The following is an 18,174-nucleotide window of genomic DNA, read 5'->3' on the forward strand; positions in this document are numbered from 1 at the left end:
TGTACGCAATTTGCTCGCGCTGCATCATGGATACCTCTGACCCTAATATTATTTTTGATTGGCAGGGTAGCTGCAATTATTGCGGTAATTTTAAGACAACTATCAAGCCAAATTGGCATACGGATTCCCGTGGAGCGAGGCGGTTGGAAGTCCTTGCCGCGGAAATCAAACAAGCCGGCTCAGGCAGAGATTTCGACTGCATTATCGGCCTCAGTGGCGGGCTTGACAGTTCATATGCAGCCTACGTGGCAAAGGTGAAGATGGGGTTGCGACCATTGCTTTTTCATGTGGATGCCGGGTGGAACACTGATCAGGCCGTTGGCAACATTGAAAAACTTGTAGATGGGTTGGGCCTGGATCTTTACACCGAGGTTATTAACTGGGAGGAAATGAAGCGCCTGCAGGTGGCGTTCCTGCGATCAGGTATACCTGATCAGGATTTGGTGCAGGATGCGGCATTTTTCTCAGGACTCTACAAATTCGCTCGTCAGCATGGCATCAAACACATCATCACGGGATCGAATTTCTCAACCGAATGCTGCCGGGAGCCGGAGGAGTGGGGTGGGTACCTAGGTATCGATAAACGGCTATTTGGGGATATTTGGCGCCAATTTGGAGAGGGGGAGCTCAAAACCTTTCCGCTTACGGATATCTTGGTTTACAAAGTTTTGTACCAGAAAATTATAGGCATGACAGTTCACCATCCCTTGAACCTCGTTCCCTATGTAAAAAAAGAAGCCGAAGACGAGTTGGGGCTGCATTTCGGCTGGCAGCGTTTTCAGCACAAGCACCATGAGTCGCGTTTCACAAGATTCTATGAAGACTACTGGCTCCCGCGCCGTTTCGGTTTCGAGAAGCGGCGTGCTCATTTCTCCAGCTTGATTATGACGGGCCAGATGACGCGTGAAGAAGCGCTGGATCGGATTTCCAGACCTGAAATGGACGAGCATTTCCTCACTCAAGAGTTTGAGTACGTCGCGCACAAACTCGGCTTGGCGGTTGAACAGTTAAAAGAGTTGTTTGACCTCCCCAAGAAAACGTACCGTGACTACAAAAACAAGCGCTGGATGATCGGCTTTGGGGCAAATCTGCTCCGAAAATTGGGCTTAGAAAAGAGATACTTCAGATGATTCATATCATCGACTACGGTTTGGGGAACATTCAGGCGTTCGTGACGATGTACAAGCGCTTGGGTATTGAGGCCGTGCGCGCCAAAGGGGGGGGCGACTTGCGTGATGTGCGCAAGCTCATCCTTCCGGGTGTTGGCGCTTTCGATCATGCCATGGAACTGCTGGATGCTTCTGGGATGCGTCAGCCGCTGGAGCGGCTCGTCAGAGAGGACAAGGTGCCGGTGCTGGGGATTTGTGTCGGCATGCAGATTCTTGCGCGCTCCAGTGAAGAGGGTGTTGGTGCCGGTCTGGGCTGGGTGGATGGGCGCGTTCGCAGCTTTGCGGACAACCCGGCTTTCGCTGCATTGCCAATGCCACACATGGGCTGGAACGATGTTGTTCCCGCTGTGGGGTCGCCCTTGTTCAAAGGTCTTGAAGAGAATGCTCGCTTCTATTTTTTGCACTCCTACTACTTCGAGTGCTCGCATATGACCAATGTTGCGGCAAGGGCAGACTACGGATTTCAGTTTGCTTGTGCAGTCCAGAACGGCAATGTGTTCGGCGTGCAGTTTCACCCGGAAAAGAGCCATCATTGGGGGGCGGCGCTCCTGAAGAATTTCGCGGAGCTTTGAGATGTTGAGACCTAGAATTATTCCTTGCTTGCTGGTTCATCAGGGAGGCTTGGTGAAAACCGTCGAATTCAAGGCTCCAAAGTACGTCGGTGATCCGATCAACGCGGTCAAGATATTCAACGAAAAGGAAGCGGACGAGTTGGTTGTGCTGGACATTGATGCCACGGTGAATGGCGCCGAACCAGACTACCGAATGATTGCCAATTTGGCAGCGGAGTGCCGTATGCCGCTCTGCTACGGTGGCGGGGTGCGTACTCCCGAACAGGCCAAGAAAATTATTTCTCTCGGTGTAGAGAAAGTGGCCATGAGTGCGGCTGCGGTCGGAGACACGACATTGGTTTCGCGTACAGCTGAAGCTATAGGTCGGCAAAGTGTTGTCGTTGTACTTGATGTGCGCAAGAAGATCGGTTTGTTTGCCAAGGGCTACGAGGTTTTTACCCATAATGGCACGCGGCCTCGTAACTCTGATCCCACCGCGCTTGCTCAACAGATGCAGGCTGCAGGGGCGGGGGAGATCGTCATCAACTCGATCGATCGTGATGGCCAGATGAAGGGATACGACCTTGTCCTTGCCGATCATATTCGGCGAGAGTTGCGGATTCCTCTTACCTTTCTGGGCGGTGCTGGCTCGCATCACGATATAGAAGCTCTAGTGGGACAATGCGGTGTTGTCGGGGCTTCGGCTGGAAGCTTGTTTGTGTTCAAGGGATCTTATCGAGCGGTCCTCATCAATTATCCTAATCCCGATCAAAAGGATGGGATGTGTCGTGCCGGTTTGGCCGAGTATCTGTCGAAAGTGAAATATCATGTTTAAGGATAAAACCCTTCTGATCACCGGCGGCACCGGCTCTTTCGGTTGCTCTGTCCTCAAGCGCTTTCTCAATTCCGATATTGCTGAAATCCGCATCTTCAGCCGTGACGAGAAAAAACAGGATGACATGCGCAAGCGCTATGCCAATTCCAAGCTGAAATTTTATATTGGAGATGTGCGCGACTATCAAAGCATTTTAAATGCAACCCGTGGTGTGGATTACATCTTCCATGCAGCAGCTCTCAAGCAGGTACCGTCCTGCGAATTTCATCCGTTGGAGGCGGTGAAGACAAATGTGCTCGGAACTGAAAACGTACTTGAGGCCGCTATCCAGAATAGTGTCAGGCGTGTGGTATGTCTGAGCACCGATAAGGCTGTGTATCCGATTAACGCCATGGGAATATCCAAGGCGATGATGGAAAAGGTGATGGTCGCCAAGTCACGTAATGTCGATGACACTAAGACGGTGATTTGCGGCACTCGTTACGGCAATGTCATGGCCTCTCGTGGTTCGGTTATTCCGCTGTTTATTGAGCAAATTCGCGCTGGCACACCGCTGACCTTGACCGATCCCAACATGACCCGCTTTATGATGACTTTGGCCGATGCTGTTGATCTGGTGCTGTACGCCTTTGAGCATGGAAACAATGGCGATATGTTTGTGCAGAAAGCTCCTGCCGCCACAGTTGAAGTTTTGGCAAGGGCCTTGACTGCGTTGGTTGGTAAGCCTGAACATTCGATTCAGGTGATTGGTACTCGCCATGGTGAGAAGCTTTACGAGGCCTTGCTCAGTCGTGAGGAAATGGCCTGCGCAGAAGATCGCGGCGAATATTTCCGTGTGCCACCCGATCTGCGCGATCTGAATTACGGAAAGTTTGTGGAGCAGGGCGAGGAGAAAATTTCTCGCACCGAAGACTACAACTCACACAACACTGAGCGTCTGGATGTGGACGGTATGCAGCGTTTGTTGCTCAAGCTGGACTTCATGCGCGCCATTCAGCGTGGCGAACACGCAACGCCTGAGGAGTAAGCGATGAAAGTGCTGATCACCGGTGCCAATGGTTTTGTTGGCAAGAACCTGATTGCGCATCTGAGTGAACGTAAGGACGTCGAAGTGCTGCATTTCACTCGCGGGGATGAGGTCTCGCAGCTACCGGTGATGATGCCCGAGGTGGACTTTGTGTTTCACCTGGCTGGAGTGAATCGCCCGCAGAATCCACAAGAGTTCAAGACCGGTAACATCGACCTGACCCATACACTCTGTGATGCAATAGAAGCCAGCGGCAAGTCTGTGCCTGTGCTTTACACTTCATCCAGTCAGGCTGAGTTGGATAACTCCTATGGCAGCAGCAAGCGCGGTGCCGAGGAGGCGTTGCTCGAGCTGGCAAGCAAGCATGGCTCTGCGGTGCACCTGTTCCGTCTACCCAATGTCTTTGGCAAGTGGGCCCGCCCAAACTACAACTCGGCGGTAGCGACTTTCTGCCACAACATTGCCCGTGATCTACCGATTCAGATCAACGATCCGCAAGCATGCATCAATCTCGTGTATATCGACGATGTAATCACCCACTTTATCGCGGTGATGGATGGTCAGTTGGTTGGTGAGCCTTTCGTCAGTGTCGAGCCGCAATACAGCATCAGCGTAGGGGCGTTGGCCGATCAGTTGCAGGCATTTCGCGATAGCCGCACAAGCCTGATCAGCGAGCCGGTTGGAACAGGTTTGGTGCGTGCGTTGTACTCCACTTATGTCAGCTACCTGCCGCCGGAGCGCTTCACCTATCAGGTGTCCAAGTATGGCGATCCGCGAGGGGTATTCGTGGAAATGCTCAAGACAGGTGATAGTGGTCAGTTCTCCTACTTTACAGCGCATCCTGGTGTGACCCGTGGTGGGCATTACCATCACTCGAAAACCGAGAAATTTCTGGTGATCAAAGGCAAGGCGTGCTTCCGCTTTCGCCACATCGTGTCCGGGGAGTTCTATGAGCTGTTCACCACCGGCGAGCAACCGGAGATCGTCGAAACCGTCCCGGGCTGGACCCACGACATCACCAATGTGGGTGATGATGAAATGATCGTGATGCTCTGGGCCAACGAGATCTTCGACCGTGAACGGCCGGATACCTATGCAAGACCGGTAGGGGCTGAGGCGTAATATTTCGCCAACGGTGGTTGCTCCGCGGTGGCAGGGCATGACAAGGACGCTTTTGTACCTGAGTGCTATCCCGCTCGGTTTTGATGGTTTTGAGTAGAGCTTTGCAATGAAGAAACTTAAAGTTGTCACTGTGGTAGGTACCCGTCCGGAAATTATTCGCCTGTCGCGGGTCATGGCCAAGCTGGATGAGTATTGTGATCATGTACTGGTTCATACCGGTCAGAATTATGATTACGAACTGAACGAGATATTTTTCCAGGATCTCGGCATCCGTAAGCCCGATCACTTCCTCAATGCTGCCGGCGCCAGTGGTGCGGAAACCATCGGTAACGTGATCATCGCCGTGGATCGTGTGCTGGCTGAAGTGCAACCCGAAGCCCTGCTGGTGCTGGGCGACACCAACAGCTGCATGGCTGTAATTCCCGCCAAGCGTCGCAAGATTCCGACCTTTCACATGGAAGCCGGCAACCGTTGCTTTGATATGCGCGTACCGGAGGAGATCAACCGTCGCATCGTCGACCACACGGCCGACATCAACCTGACCTACAGCACCATTGCCCGCGACTATTTGCTGCGCGAGGGTATGTCGCCTGACATGGTGATCAAGACCGGTAGCCCGATGTTCGAAGTGCTCAATCACTACCGCGATGGCATCGAGGCCTCGGATGTGCTGGAGCGCCTGGGGCTGGAGGCCGGCAAGTTCTTCGTGGTCAGCGCCCACCGTGAGGAGAACGTCGATTCCGACAAAAACTTCCTCAAGCTGGTGGAGGTGCTCAACACCGTGGCGGCGCACTACGGTTACCCGGTGATCGTCTCCACCCATCCGCGTACCCAGAAGCGGGTAGACGCCATGGGGGTGCAGTTCCACGACAACGTGCGCCTGCTCAAGCCTCTGGGGTTCAAGGACTACAACAAGTTGCAGCTTGCCTCTAAGGCAGTGCTGTCGGATAGCGGCACGATCAATGAAGAGTCCTCGATCCTCAACTTCCCAGCCCTGAATATCCGCGAGGCCCACGAGCGCCCGGAAGGCATGGAGGAGGCCGCGGTGATGATGGTTGGCCTGGAAGTTGAGCGTGTGATACAGGGGTTGCACGTGTTGGAAAGTCAGGGGCGCGGCGAGGCACGCAGTTTTCGACTGGTGGCCGATTACAGCATGCCCAACGTGGCAGAAAAGGTGGCGCGGATCATCCACAGCTATCGCGACTATGTCATGCGGACTGTTTGGAAAAGGTACTGATTGGTCCCACAGTATGACGGACAAACCATTGAAGATTCTGGTCGTGACGCAGTATTTCTGGCCTGAAAACATGCGCATCAACAACATGGTTGAAGGCTTTGTTGCCAAGGGCCATGAAGTTACTGTGCTCACCGGTCTTCCAAACTATCCCGAAGGTCAGGTGTTCGCTGCCTATCGGAAAGATCCTGAGCAGTTTTCCAGCTATTCCGGCGCGCGGGTTGTGCGTGTCCCCATGCTGCCCCGTGGCCGCCGCAGCATAACTTTGGCGCTCAACTACCTTTCTTTCTTTACCAGTGCTTCGGTACTTGGGGCGTACAAACTTCGTCGACAAGAGTTCGACTCGATTTTCGTCTATGCGGTTTCTCCGATAATGGCGGCTATCCCTGCCCTGGTTATTGGCAGGCTGAAGAAGACTCCCGTATTCGTATGGATCCTCGATCTCTGGCCGGAGACCTTGAGCGCGGTTGGAATTGTCAAAAACAAGAGACTCCTGGCGCTTGTCGGAAAACTTGTTTCCTGTATCTACAACCGCACTGACTATCTGCTTCTACAGTCGAAAGCTTTTGGCGACAACGTCAGGAAGTACTGTACGAAGAATATTGCGCCGGAGCGTCTGGTATATTTTCCCAGCTGGGCAGAGGATGACTTTTCCGGGGACATAGAAGGTCCATCGGATGTTCTCGTACGTGATGACTCGGTCTTTACCATCGTCTTTGCCGGTAATCTCGGCGAGGCTCAGGATTTTCCTGCAATTCTCGAGGCGGCAGAAACGATAAAGGCTGAGTTGCCAGTGCGCTGGGCCATCGTGGGGGATGGCAGGGTCAGTGCCTGGTTGCACGAGCAGGTTGCTGCACGTGGTCTGACCAATGTGTTGTTGTTGGGGCGACATCCTCTAGAGAGGATGCCTCCGTTATTTGCGACAGCCAATGCCTTGCTAGTTTCCTTGAAGACTAACGAGGTATTCGAGAAAACCATACCTGGAAAAGTGCAAGCCTATCTGGCCTCCGGTAAGCCAGTGATTGCCATGATTGATGGCGAAGCTGCGCGGGTTGTTCGCGAGTCCGGGGCTGGCATGGCCTGTAGCTCAGGCGATGCTGCTGCCTTGGCGGGTATCGTGCGCTCGATGGTGGCGTTGACGCCAGAGCAGCGTGCGACCATGGGCTGTGCAGGTAAGCAGTTCTACCTTGAACATTTTTCCAAAGCGAATCTCTTCGATCGCCTCGAAATGCTTTTTCGGAGAGCCAGCCTGAGAAGGAACGAAAAATAATGAACAGGACTCTTTTGACAGGAGTATCTGGCTTTGTAGGTCGCGCAGTGCACGATCGACTATCAGCGAACAGCGCAAGCCAGTTGATTGTGGCAATACGCGGTCCGTTGACGGGTCTGCCGCAGGCAACTTCAGTTACGCAGATTTCTGCAATTGATGGTACGACCAATTGGAACACTGCTCTACGAGGTACCGATGTGGTCATCCACAGTGCTGCCCGCGTGCATGTGATGAATGACAAGTCGGCTGACCCTCTCACGGAGTTCCGCAAGGTCAACGTCGAAGGTACATTGAACCTTGCTCGCCAAGCCGCGGAGGCGGGCGTACGTCGTTTCATTTTCATCAGCTCGATCAAGGTCAATGGCGAAGGCACGCCAGTTGGTACGCCCTACATTGCTGATGCTCAATCGGCACCGGCGGACCCTTATGGCATCTCCAAGACGGAGGCCGAGCAGGGGTTGCGGGCGCTGGCTGCGGAAACGGGGATGGAGGTTGTGATTATCCGTCCGACGCTGGTGTATGGGCCGGGTGTGAAAGCCAATTTCTTGAGCATGATGCGTTGGCTGCACAAGGGCGTGCCTTTACCTTTTGGGGCTATTCATAACCGGCGCAGCCTGGTTGCCTTGGACAATCTGGTTGATCTGATCGTGACCTGTATCGACCACCCTGCCGCAGCGAACCAGACTTTTCTGGTAAGCGATGGCGAGGATCTCTCGACTACCGAGTTGTTGCGTAGAATGGGAGCCGCTTTGGGCAAGCCGGCCCGTCTGTTGCCGGTGCCGAGTTGGGTGCTGGAAGCGGGGGCGGCGATGCTGGGGAAGAAAGCTCTTTCCCAGCGGTTGTGCGGCTCGCTACAGGTCGATATCAGCAAGACACGTGAATTATTGGGTTGGGCGCCGCCGGTTAGCGTTGATGCAGCTCTGCGCAAAACGGCAAAGCATTTTTTTGATCATCACACGCGATGATGCGGCGCCGCAGAACATGGCCATGCAAACCCGGAAGTCCGAACCCTGATTGCCGGCGGCGAATCGCCAACGCTTGAGTTCAAGGCTTCGTTTGTTCGGGATGCCATCGGCGCTGGTCGGGGTGGCTGATTTTGTCGTTTCCGGCGTGGGCCGGCGGTCTGTATCGGGGCGCGGCTCCTATAAGGTGGCAGATGCCCTCGGTGCGAGCTTTTGTTTTGGCTGTTTCAGGAAGTTTATCGTTGATGACAATTTGGTGGCTGCTGCCGGCTATGGCCGGCGTTTCTCTTTTTCTGACCGGTGTCTTGCGCCGTTATGCCTTGGCGCGCAGCTTGATGGATATTCCCAGTGGGCGCAGTTCGCATTCGGTGCCCACGCCGCGCGGGGGGGGGGTGGCCATTGTGCTCAGCTTTCTGGCGGCGCTGCCTCCATTGGCGTCAGTCGGCGTGTTGGCATGGCCGGTGATGTGGGCGTTGCTAGGGGCCGGGGCCTGGATTGCCGTGGTGGGATTTCTCGATGATCATGGGCATATCGCTGCGCGCTGGCGGCTGTTGGCGCATTTCATCGGAGCTGGCTGGGCGCTGGGCTGGTTGGGTGGTTTGCCACCGCTGGTGATCTTTGGCTTCGACCTGGAGCTGGGCTGGCTGGGTTATGCGCTGGCGGCGTTTTATCTGGTTTGGCTGCTCAATCTGTACAACTTCATGGATGGCATCGACGGTATCGCCAGTGTCGAGGCTATCTGCGTGTGCTTGGGCGGCGCGTTGCTCTATTTATTGCTAGGCGAGGGGGCTGCCGTACTAGCGCCCTTGTCGCTGGCGGTGGCGGTGGCGGGCTTCCTGTTCTGGAACTTCCCGCCAGCGCGTATCTTCATGGGGGATGCCGGGAGTGGCTTTCTCGGTATTGCGCTGGGCGTGCTCTCGCTGCAAGCCGCCTGGGTGGCGCCACAGTTGCTGTGGAGTTGGTTGATTCTACTGGGGGTATTCATCGTCGATGCGACTTGGACTCTGTTTCGCAGGCTGCTGCGGGGCGATAAGGTGTACGAGGCTCACCGCAGCCATGCTTACCAGTACGCATCACGCCAGTTTGGTAAGCACCTTCCGGTAACGCTGGCGGTAGCGATGCTGAACCTTCTCTGGCTGCTGCCAATTGCGGCGTGGGTCGGGCTCGGTGGAGTGGATGGCGCCTTGGGGTTGCTGCTGGCTTACCTGCCGTTGGTGTGGTTGGCGATAAGGTTCAAGGCCGGGGCGCGGGAGTAGAGCCTCCCCTCACCCCGGGTCCCTCTCCAGGCGAGAGTGGGACAGTTGAGTTCGTTGCCGAGTGTTACGAATGCTAACAGTGAGTAGGATGCCTGCAGGGGACACCGTTTACCCAGTGTTGATTCCATGCGTGGTTGGGTGGGTGTGGCGCTGAAAATTAACTGCGTTGCGGCAGATCCGCTTATTGGATTGTTAAAGATTTCGAGGACGCCCTAGTGTTGAGGACTGCTAATAAGTTGCGCGAAGGGCTGTTGCGGCTGCCGCGTCGTTACAAGCGCTTTTTGCAGCTGACTGCGGATGTGGTGCTGGTATGGGTCGCTTTGTGGTTGTCGTTTGTCGTGCGCCTAGGCACCGACAATCTGATTCATCCGTGGGGAGGGCACCTCTGGCTGTTTGTGGCCGCGCCGCTGATCGCTATCCCGCTGTTCGTGAGGTTCGGTATGTACCGGGCGGTGATGCGCTACTTCGGTAACGATGCGCTGCTCGCTATCGCCAAGGCTGTCACGCTGTCTGCCTTGTTCCTCGCCCTGGCGGTGTATTGGCACCGCGATGCACCAGTAGCTGTGCCACGCTCACTGGTGTTCAACTACTGGTGGTTGAGTGTGGTGATGCTCGGAGGGTTACGTCTGGGAATGCGCCAGTATTTTATGGGCGATTGGTTTTCAGTCAGCCAGCCGATGCCGTTTATGAACCGTGATGACGGTTTGCCTAAGGTGGCGATCTATGGTGCTGGGGCTGCCGGTAACCAGTTGGTGGGGGCCTTGCGGATGGGCCGCGCGATGCGCCCGGTGGCTTTCATAGATGATGACAGCGGCATTGCCGATCGGGTAATTGCCGGGATGCGGGTGTTCAAGCCCAAGCATATCCAACAGATGATCGAGGAAACGGGGGCGCAGGAGATATTGCTGGCAATTCCCTCAGCCTCCCGCGGGCGCCGACGCGAGGTGTTAGCACTCCTTGAACAGTTCCCACTGCATGTGCGCAGTGTGCCGGGCTTTATGGATCTGGCCAGTGGGCGGGTGAAGGTCGATGACATCCAGGAAGTGGATATCACCGACTTGCTCGGGCGTGATGCGGTTCCGCCGCAACAGGAGTTATTCGAGCGTTGCATTCGTGGTCAGACCGTTATGGTGACTGGCGCTGGAGGCTCGATCGGTTCTGAGTTGTGCCGCCAGATCATGGCGAGTGAACCCACAACGCTGCTGCTGTTCGAGCACAGCGAGTTCAATCTGTACAGCATCCATACCGAGCTTGAGCAAAGGATCGAGCGTGAGTCCTTGCCGCTACGGCTGGTGCCAATCCTGGGCTCGATCCGCAATCCAGAGCGGCTGCTGGACATTATGCGGACCTGGCAGGTGGACACTGTCTACCATGCGGCCGCCTACAAGCATGTACCGATGGTGGAGCACAACATTGCCGAGGGGGTGCTGAACAACGTCATGGGGTCGTTGTACACCGCTCAGGCTGCTGTGAGGGCAGGCGTTAAGCATTTCGTGCTGATTTCCACCGACAAAGCGGTGCGGCCGACCAACGTGATGGGTAGCACCAAGCGCCTGGCTGAAATGGTTTTGCAGGCATTGAGCCGGGAATCGGCTCCGGTTTTGTTTGCAGACAAGGATGCCGTCCATCAGGTCAACAAGACCCGTTTCACCATGGTGCGTTTCGGGAATGTGCTGGGCTCCTCGGGGTCAGTGATCCCGCGGTTCTATGCACAAATTCGTCGCGGCGGGCCGGTGACGGTCACGCATCCGAATATCACCCGTTACTTCATGACCATTCCCGAGGCCGCTCAGCTGGTGATTCAAGCCGGCTCGATGGGGCAGGGCGGCGATGTGTTCGTGTTGGATATGGCCCAACCGGTGAAGATTCTCGAACTGGCGGAAAAGATGATCCATCTTTCCGGCCTCAGTGTGCGTTCGGAGAAGAATCCTCACGGGGATATCGCTATCGAATTCAGCGGATTGCGTCCCGGCGAGAAGCTCTATGAAGAGTTACTGATTGGCGACAATGTAATCGGCACTGAACACCCAATGATTATGAGCGCTAACGAGGAACATCTTCCTTGGGACACTTTGAAGTCGGTATTGGATGCTTTGCTGAAGGCCATCGAAGTTGATGATTACATGCAGGTTCGCGAGCTTTTGCGCAGTACGGTGAGTGGTTATTCGCCGGATGGGGAGATTGTCGACTGGATTCATCTGCAACGCGGTTCAAAGTTCAATAACTCGGAGCTTTGATAAGAAAGGGATTGAGGCTAAGTTGGTCGCGCGGAGAAGGAAATACCGCGCATCCCTTATTAAATGGAGTTTCAACATGCTTAAAGGACGAGTTTCTTCCCTCCTGTTTGCCGTTCTCGCAACACTCTCTGTAGCCGCAGTGGCTGCGGAATCATCTCAGTCGTCAGCTAGCAAGCCTGTCGTGACTGCTACCCAACCGGTTAAAGGCGCGACTACCATTGACGGAAAAATGAATCTCAATACCGCTGATGCGGATGCGTTGCAGAGTGGATTGACTGGTATTGGTGCGGTCAAGGCGAAGGCGATTATCGAGTATCGGGAAGCTAACGGGCCATTCGCGTCGGTAGATGAGTTGCTGGAAGTGAAGGGTATTGGCGCGGCAACATTGGAGAAGAATCGAGAGAAATTGAGTATCAACTAAGCACTTGTTGATATGAATGAAGGCCGGTCGATGATCGGCCTTTTGCGTTATGGATGTCTATAAAAGCAAAACCCCAGCCGTTGGCTGGGGTTCTTATTTGGCTCCGCGACCTGGACTCGAACCAGGGACCCAATGATTAACAGTCATTTGCTCTACCGACTGAGCTATCGCGGAACAATGGTGCGTATCCTACTGATTAAAAAGGGGAAGTCAAGCTTGGGTCGACTTCCCCTCGTCGCGTTTAGAGCACTTGAATGATGGCGTTTGTCACGGCGCTGAGGTTGTTCGTATTCAGTGCGGCAACGCAGATACGGCCAGTGCTAACAGCGTAAATTCCGAATTCATTCTTCAGCTGCTCAACCTGTGCGGGGGTCAATCCGGAATAGGAAAACATCCCGCGCTGGCGCGCGACAAAACTGAAATCCCGCTTGGTTCCCTGGGCTGCCAGTTGCTCGACCATCGCCAGGCGCATGCTGCGGATACGGTCGCGCATCTCACCCAATTCGGCTTCCCACATGGCGCGCAGTTCCGGGCTGTTGAGCACGGAGGCGACTACGGTCGCGCCATGGGTTGGCGGATTGGAGTAGTTGGTGCGGATGACCCGCTTGACCTGGGACAGCACGTTATTGGTTTCTGCCTTTGAGCCGGTGACGATGGATAGCGCGCCAACTCGTTCGCCATACAGCGAGAAGGACTTGGAGAACGAGCTCGAGACGAAGAAGCTCAACCCAGAGTCAGCGAATAGACGGACCGCTTCGGCGTCCTGCTCAATGCCATCGCCAAAGCCCTGATAGGCGATATCGAGGAAAGGGACATGCTCGCGCTCACGCAACACCTCAAGGATCGCCTTCCAGTCATCCAGTTGCAGGTCGACGCCCGTCGGGTTGTGACAGCAGGCGTGCAACACCACGATTGAGCGCGCGGGCAGAGCTTTAATGTCTTCCAGCAGGCCAGCGCGGTTTACGCCATGAGTCGCGGCATCGTAGTAGCGATAGTTCTGTACCGGAAAGCCAGCCGACTCGAACAAGGCGCGGTGGTTTTCCCAGCTCGGATCGCTAATGGCGACTACGGCATCTGGCAACAGGCGCTTGAGGAAGTCTGCGCCGACTTTCAGTGCGCCAGTGCCACCCAGGGCCTGGGCGGTAATCACACGACCTTCGCGGATCAGTGCGGATTCGGCGCCAAACAGCAGCTTCTGTACCGCCTGATCGTAGGCGGTAATGCCTTCGATGGGCAGATAGCCGCGCGGCGCGTGGGCTGCGAGGCGGGCTTTCTCCGCTTCGGCTACCGCGCGCAACAGCGGAATTCGACCTTCTTCATTGTAATAGACGCCGACGCCTAGATTGACTTTGGTAGTGCGGGTATCGGCGTTAAACGCTTCATTGAGACCGAGGATGGGGTCGCGCGGAGCCATTTCGACGGCAGAGAACAAACTCATGGGGCGGGAGCTCGAAGAAGAGAAGTGGAAGGCTTAGCAACCCGCCGGACAGTGGTGCTAGGGGGTTGCGCGAACGGCCGGTAGTATAGCGGTCAGGGCTTGGTGCGGCGATATGCGAGCACCATTTTCACCGGTTTGACGTAGTCTGCGGTGTCGCGTCACAGCCGTATGTCGAGGTAGTCATGTCCCAGTTTCAACTTGTGACCCGTTTTGAGCCGGCCGGCGACCAGCCAGAGGCGATCCGACAAATGGTGGAGGGGCTGGTCGCTGGGTTATCGCACCAGACCCTACTTGGCGTGACCGGCTCAGGGAAAACCTTCAGCATCGCCAACGTGATTGCCCAGGTACAGCGGCCGACCCTGGTGCTGGCGCCGAACAAGACGCTAGCCGCGCAGCTGTATGGCGAATTCAAAAGCTTCTTTCCAAATAATGCGGTCGAGTACTTCGTTTCTTATTACGACTACTACCAGCCCGAAGCTTATGTGCCGTCCTCCGATACCTTTATCGAGAAGGACGCCTCGATCAACGATCATATCGAGCAAATGCGCCTGTCCGCGACCAAGGCGCTGCTGGAGCGGCCAGACTCGATCATCGTTACGACCGTGTCGTGCATTTACGGTCTAGGTGATCCCAAGTCGTATCTGAAAATGGTGCTGCACCTTGATCGCGGCGACAAAATGGATCAGCGCGCCTTACTGCGCCGCTTGGCGGATCTGCAATACAGCCGTAACGACATGGATTTTGCGCGCGCGACCTTCCGAGTGCGGGGCGATGTGATCGATGTTTTCCCGGCGGAATCCGATCTTGAAGCGATTCGCATCGAGCTGTTCGATGACGAGATTGAGAGTATTTCCGCCTTCGATCCGCTGACCGGAGAAGTCATCCGCAAACTGCCGCGCTACACCCTGTATCCCAAGAGCCACTACGTCACTCCGCGGCAAACGTTGCTCGATGCGGTGGAACACATCAAGGTCGAGTTGGTCCAGCGTCTGGAATATCTACGCGCCAACAACAAGTTGGTCGAGGCGCAACGCCTGGAGCAACGCACTCGTTTCGATCTGGAGATGATCCTCGAGCTGGGCTACTGCAACGGCATCGAAAACTACTCGCGCTACCTCTCCGGGCGGGGTTCCGGCGAGGCCCCGCCGACCCTTTACGATTACTTGCCGGCCAACTCGCTGCTGGTAATCGACGAGTCGCACGTCAGCGTTCCGCAGGTTGGGGCGATGTTCAAAGGTGACCGATCGCGCAAGGAAACCCTGGTCGAATATGGTTTCCGCTTGCCCTCGGCATTGGATAACCGGCCACTGCGTTTTGACGAATGGGAGGCGATCAGTCCGCAAACCATCTTCGTCTCCGCGACGCCCGGGCCCTACGAAGCCGATCACGCGGGCCGGGTCATCGAACAACTGGTGCGGCCCACCGGGTTGGTCGATCCCCAAGTTGAGATTCGCCCGGCCAGCACCCAGGTCGATGACTTGTTGTCGGAGATCCACAAGTGTGTGGCGCTCGAAGAGCGCGTGCTGGTCACCACCCTGACCAAACGCATGGCCGAAGACCTGACCGATTATCTCGGCGACCACGGTGTGCGGGTGCGTTATCTGCATTCGGACATCGATACCGTCGAGCGAGTCGAAATTATCCGCGACCTGCGCATCGGTGCTTTCGATGTGCTGGTCGGTATCAACCTGCTGCGCGAGGGCTTGGATATGCCCGAAGTGTCGCTGGTGGCGATTCTGGACGCCGACAAGGAGGGCTTTCTGCGCTCCGAGCGTTCGCTGATTCAGACCATCGGCCGCGCGGCCCGTAATCTCAGGGGCCGGGCGATTCTCTACGCCGACCGGATGACTGGCTCAATGGAGCGGGCGATTGGCGAAACTGAGCGCCGGCGGCAGAAACAGGTCGATTTCAACACCGCCCACGGCATTGTTCCGAAGGGGGTGAAAAAGGATGTCCAGGATATCCTCGAGGGCGCCCATGTGCCGGGTTCGCGGAGTAGCAAGCGCAAGGGCATGGCCAAGGTCGCGGAGGAAAATGCCCGCTACGAAGCCGAGCTGCGCTCACCGAGCGAAATCACCAAGCGCATCCGCCAGCTAGAGGAAAAAATGCTGCAACTGGCGCGCGATCTCGAGTTTGAAGCGGCAGCGCAAATGCGCGATGAAATTCAAAAGCTCCGCCAGCGCCTGCTGGAGGTTTAGCCGTTCGCGGTGCTTAGCGTCTGCCGAAAATGATCAGGGTGACTCCCGCCAGAGTCGCCACGCAGGTGAGCAGGGCGGTCAGACTCAGCGTCTCATCCAGCAGCAGATAGCCGAGCAATAGCGCGATCAATGGGTTTACGAAGGCAAAGGTCGACACCAGGCTCGGTCGAACCTCGCGCAGCAGCCAGAAGTACGCCGGATAGACGCCAAGGCTGACCGGCAGCACCAGGTAGGCCAGCCATAGCCATCCCGAGCGCGACAGGCCGGGCACGTCGGCGCTCTGCCAGTCGCCGTGATAAAGGCCAAACAGTCCGAGTAAGACCGCGCCAATCAGCATTTGTAGACTCAAGCCCAGCGAGCGGGATGCAAACGGTGGGCGGCGACTCATCCACCAGGCGCCAATGGCCCACAGCAACGTGGCAATCACCACCAGTCCGCCGGCCAACCATTGTTGACCGGTGGCGGCGCTGTCGAGTCCCTTGTTCATCAGCAGCACAATGCCGGCGCAGGCGAGCGCCAGGCCGCAGAGCACCCAGAGCGGTGGCCGGTCACCGAGTAACCATTCCAGGGCCACGCTCCAGAGCGGCAGGGTGGTGTACAGCATCGCCAATAATCCGGTCGGCAGGTATTGGTTGGCATACAGCAAGGCGCCTTGGCCGATGCTGATCAGCAGCAAGCTGCCGATGAGCGCACTACCCCAATCACTGCGTTGCAACTTGGCGCTGCCACTCGCGAGGGCCCAAGCCAGGGCCAAACTGCCGGCGAGCGCGAAGCGCAGGGTGGCGATGACGAAAGGCGGGAGCTCGCGGAGCAGGAAATGGTTGGCCAGGTAGGTCGTGCCCCAGCCGATATAAATGACGATAAAAGCACCGATGATCAGCAGCGAACGGGTGCGGGCGGCAGTGGCGGACATGGGAAACCTGGAGCGAATCTGCCGGCGGGAACCGGCAGATAAATGATTAATGTGCGGCGGGGCTGTCGTGCATGCCTGGCGGCAGCGCACGGGTCAACAGGATGGCCAGCATGCTGATGCACAACATGATACCGACCGCATGGAAGGCGTCATTGTAGGCCATGATCATCGCCTGCTGATGCACGGTTTCGCTGAGCTTGCCCAGCGCCGCGGTTTCGCTGCCAAGGGTGTTGGTGAGCAGCGCCAGACGCTCGCCGACCTGCGGGTTGCTTGGCACCACCGCTTCGCGCAGATAGTCGAAATACACCTTGGCACGACTGTCCAGCAGCGTGGCGAGCAGGGCGATCCCCACGGCGCCGCCGAGGTTGCGCAGCACATTGAACAAGCTGGAGGCAGAGCCAGCATCTTCAGGCTGCAGATAAACCGTGGCGATCATCGAGATGGTCACCATCACCAGCGGTTGGCCAAGCGCGCGGATGAGTTGGAGGTAGTCGAATTGCGGTCCGGAAAAGTCCAGATTGAGCGATCCCGACAATAGACTGGCCAGACCAAATAAGCCGAAACCCAGGGCGCAGAGGAACTTGGGTGGCACCACTTTCATCAACTTGGGAATCAGCGGAATTATGAATAACTGAGGCACACCCATCCACATGATCACTTCGCCGATCTGCAAGGCGTTGTAATTCTGGATCTGCGCGAGGTACAGCGGCAGCAGGTAGATCGAGCCGTACAGACCCATGCCCAAACCCACGCTGGCGATGCTCGACAGACCGAAATTGCGATTACGCAGGATGCCCAGATTGATCAGTGGATTGGGTCGCGAAATCTGCAAGATCACGAAGCAGATCAAGCTGACCACTGCGATGCTGCCAAGATTGACGATCAGCATCGATTCCAGCCAGTTCTTGCGGTGGCCTTCCTCGAGAAACACCTGCAAGCAGCCGAGGCCCACGCCTAGGGTCACGATGCCGGCGTAGTCGGTGCTTTTCAGCAGTTCCCAATGCGGTGGTTTCTTTTCCAGGCCGTAGAGCAGACCGGCAATCAGCAGCAGGCCGGGCGGCACGTTGATATAGAAGATGTACTCCCAGCCCCAGTTCTCCGTCAGCCAGCCGCCCAGGGTTGGGCCAATGGATGGGGCAAACGTGGCGGTCATGGCAAACATCGCCATGCCTTTGGCGCGGTGGTGTTCCGGCAGTTTGATCAGCGTCAGCGTGAAGGCCAGCGGAATCAGCGCGCCGCCGGTGAAACCCTGCAGCGCGCGAAACACGATCATGCTTTCCAGGTTCCAGGCGGTTGAACACAGCAGCGAGGCAATGATGAAGGCGGCTGACACCCAAGTCGCCAGACGCCGCACGGAAAGTAGCTGCACCAGCCAGGCGGCCATCGGGATCATGATGATCTCGGCGACCAGATACGAGGTGGAAATCCACGAGCCTTCTTCCAAGGTCGCGGACAGCGCGCCCTGGATATCCTTGAGTGATGAGTTGGTGATCTGGATGTCGAGAATCGCCATAAAGGCGCCCAGCATCATGCTCATCACC

The 18,174-nt window shown here is 56.4% G+C and carries 15 protein-coding genes and 1 tRNA gene; 12 read left to right on the top strand and 4 right to left on the bottom strand.

The features are described 5' to 3' along the window. Positions 1-26 precede the first annotated feature (26 nt). From NVV93_RS06535 to NVV93_RS06585, 11 genes are all read left to right on the top strand, one after another. A complete protein-coding gene (locus tag NVV93_RS06535) occupies positions 27-1,130 on the top strand; it encodes an N-acetyl sugar amidotransferase (protein ID WP_258253633.1) in 1,104 nt (367 codons plus the stop codon). Continuing rightward, positions 1,127-1,741: an imidazole glycerol phosphate synthase subunit HisH gene (gene hisH, locus NVV93_RS06540; RefSeq protein WP_258253634.1), complete on the top strand. Its 615-nt coding sequence runs from the start codon at positions 1,127-1,129 to the stop codon at positions 1,739-1,741. The genes NVV93_RS06535 and hisH overlap by 4 nt, the downstream gene beginning before the upstream one ends. Positions 1,742-1,793: 52 nt before the next feature. Further along, positions 1,794-2,555 carry an AglZ/HisF2 family acetamidino modification protein gene (locus NVV93_RS06545; RefSeq protein WP_258253635.1) on the top strand — a complete coding sequence of 254 codons (762 nt, stop codon included), beginning with the start codon at positions 1,794-1,796 and terminating at the stop codon, positions 2,553-2,555. Beyond that, the gene (locus NVV93_RS06550; protein ID WP_258253636.1) at positions 2,548-3,582 is read left to right on the top strand and encodes a polysaccharide biosynthesis protein; all 1,035 of its coding nucleotides are present in this window, start codon (positions 2,548-2,550) and stop codon (positions 3,580-3,582) included. The genes NVV93_RS06545 and NVV93_RS06550 overlap by 8 nt, the downstream gene beginning before the upstream one ends. Positions 3,583-3,585: 3 nt before the next feature. Next, positions 3,586-4,704: a capsular polysaccharide biosynthesis protein CapF gene (locus NVV93_RS06555; RefSeq protein ID WP_258253637.1), complete on the top strand. Its 1,119-nt coding sequence runs from the start codon at positions 3,586-3,588 to the stop codon at positions 4,702-4,704. 106 nt (positions 4,705-4,810) lie between these two features. Further along, positions 4,811-5,941 (top strand): non-hydrolyzing UDP-N-acetylglucosamine 2-epimerase, encoded by a 1,131-nt coding sequence (gene wecB / locus NVV93_RS06560; RefSeq protein ID WP_258253638.1) that lies wholly within the window; start codon positions 4,811-4,813, stop codon positions 5,939-5,941. Positions 5,942-5,954: 13 nt separating this feature from the next. Then, the gene (locus NVV93_RS06565; protein ID WP_258253639.1) at positions 5,955-7,208 is read left to right on the top strand and encodes a glycosyltransferase family 4 protein; all 1,254 of its coding nucleotides are present in this window, start codon (positions 5,955-5,957) and stop codon (positions 7,206-7,208) included. Next, the gene (locus NVV93_RS06570; protein ID WP_258253640.1) at positions 7,208-8,173 is read left to right on the top strand and encodes an SDR family oxidoreductase; all 966 of its coding nucleotides are present in this window, start codon (positions 7,208-7,210) and stop codon (positions 8,171-8,173) included. The genes NVV93_RS06565 and NVV93_RS06570 overlap by 1 nt, the downstream gene beginning before the upstream one ends. Positions 8,174-8,415: 242 nt before the next feature. Next, positions 8,416-9,426 (top strand): glycosyltransferase family 4 protein, encoded by a 1,011-nt coding sequence (locus tag NVV93_RS06575; RefSeq protein WP_258254301.1) that lies wholly within the window; start codon positions 8,416-8,418, stop codon positions 9,424-9,426. A 218-nt stretch (positions 9,427-9,644) separates the two neighbouring features. Next, positions 9,645-11,663, top strand: a complete 2,019-nt coding sequence (locus tag NVV93_RS06580; protein ID WP_258254302.1) for a nucleoside-diphosphate sugar epimerase/dehydratase — start codon at positions 9,645-9,647, stop codon at positions 11,661-11,663. Between the two features lie 76 nt (positions 11,664-11,739). After that, entirely contained in the window at positions 11,740-12,084 is a 345-nt protein-coding gene (locus NVV93_RS06585) for a helix-hairpin-helix domain-containing protein (protein ID WP_258253641.1), read from the top strand. Positions 12,085-12,182: 98 nt separating this feature from the next. Here the strand turns inward: NVV93_RS06585 and NVV93_RS06590 are convergent. Then, positions 12,183-12,258: transfer RNA gene (locus tag NVV93_RS06590), tRNA-Asn, on the bottom strand. Positions 12,259-12,325: 67 nt separating this feature from the next. Then, the gene (locus NVV93_RS06595) at positions 12,326-13,522 is read right to left on the bottom strand and encodes an amino acid aminotransferase (protein WP_258253642.1); all 1,197 of its coding nucleotides are present in this window, start codon (positions 13,520-13,522) and stop codon (positions 12,326-12,328) included. Positions 13,523-13,704: 182 nt separating this feature from the next. Between NVV93_RS06595 and uvrB the strand changes: the two genes are divergently transcribed. After that, positions 13,705-15,720 (top strand): excinuclease ABC subunit UvrB, encoded by a 2,016-nt coding sequence (uvrB, locus tag NVV93_RS06600; RefSeq protein WP_258253643.1) that lies wholly within the window; start codon positions 13,705-13,707, stop codon positions 15,718-15,720. Positions 15,721-15,733: 13 nt separating this feature from the next. Here the strand turns inward: uvrB and NVV93_RS06605 are convergent, their stop codons facing one another. Next, positions 15,734-16,633, bottom strand: a complete 900-nt coding sequence (locus NVV93_RS06605; protein ID WP_258253644.1) for an EamA family transporter — start codon at positions 16,631-16,633, stop codon at positions 15,734-15,736. A 46-nt stretch (positions 16,634-16,679) separates the two neighbouring features. Further along, on the bottom strand, positions 16,680-18,173 hold the full coding sequence (locus NVV93_RS06610) for an MDR family MFS transporter (RefSeq protein ID WP_258254303.1): 1,494 nt from the start codon (positions 18,171-18,173) through the stop codon (positions 16,680-16,682). Position 18,174 lies beyond the last annotated feature (1 nt).

This window comes from Pseudomonas sp. LS44 (assembly GCF_024730785.1).
Taxonomy (GTDB): Bacteria; Pseudomonadota; Gammaproteobacteria; order Pseudomonadales; family Pseudomonadaceae; genus Aquipseudomonas.

What these genes read in the sequence shown, in the direction of transcription:
- NVV93_RS06535 (WP_258253633.1), top strand. Translation starts at nt 27, where the DNA reads ATGGATACCTCTGACCCTAATATTATTTTTGATTGGCAGGGTAGCTGC.
- hisH (WP_258253634.1), top strand. Translation starts at nt 1,127, where the DNA reads ATGATTCATATCATCGACTACGGTTTGGGGAACATTCAGGCGTTCGTG.
- NVV93_RS06550 (WP_258253636.1), top strand. Translation starts at nt 2,548, where the DNA reads ATGTTTAAGGATAAAACCCTTCTGATCACCGGCGGCACCGGCTCTTTC.
- NVV93_RS06555 (WP_258253637.1), top strand. Translation starts at nt 3,586, where the DNA reads ATGAAAGTGCTGATCACCGGTGCCAATGGTTTTGTTGGCAAGAACCTG.
- wecB (WP_258253638.1), top strand. Translation starts at nt 4,811, where the DNA reads ATGAAGAAACTTAAAGTTGTCACTGTGGTAGGTACCCGTCCGGAAATT.
- NVV93_RS06565 (WP_258253639.1), top strand. Translation starts at nt 5,955, where the DNA reads ATGACGGACAAACCATTGAAGATTCTGGTCGTGACGCAGTATTTCTGG.
- NVV93_RS06570 (WP_258253640.1), top strand. Translation starts at nt 7,208, where the DNA reads ATGAACAGGACTCTTTTGACAGGAGTATCTGGCTTTGTAGGTCGCGCA.
- NVV93_RS06575 (WP_258254301.1), top strand. Translation starts at nt 8,416, where the DNA reads ATGACAATTTGGTGGCTGCTGCCGGCTATGGCCGGCGTTTCTCTTTTT.
- NVV93_RS06585 (WP_258253641.1), top strand. Translation starts at nt 11,740, where the DNA reads ATGCTTAAAGGACGAGTTTCTTCCCTCCTGTTTGCCGTTCTCGCAACA.
- NVV93_RS06595 (WP_258253642.1), bottom strand. Translation starts at nt 13,522, where the DNA reads ATGAGTTTGTTCTCTGCCGTCGAAATGGCTCCGCGCGACCCCATCCTC.
- uvrB (WP_258253643.1), top strand. Translation starts at nt 13,705, where the DNA reads ATGTCCCAGTTTCAACTTGTGACCCGTTTTGAGCCGGCCGGCGACCAG.
- NVV93_RS06605 (WP_258253644.1), bottom strand. Translation starts at nt 16,633, where the DNA reads ATGTCCGCCACTGCCGCCCGCACCCGTTCGCTGCTGATCATCGGTGCT.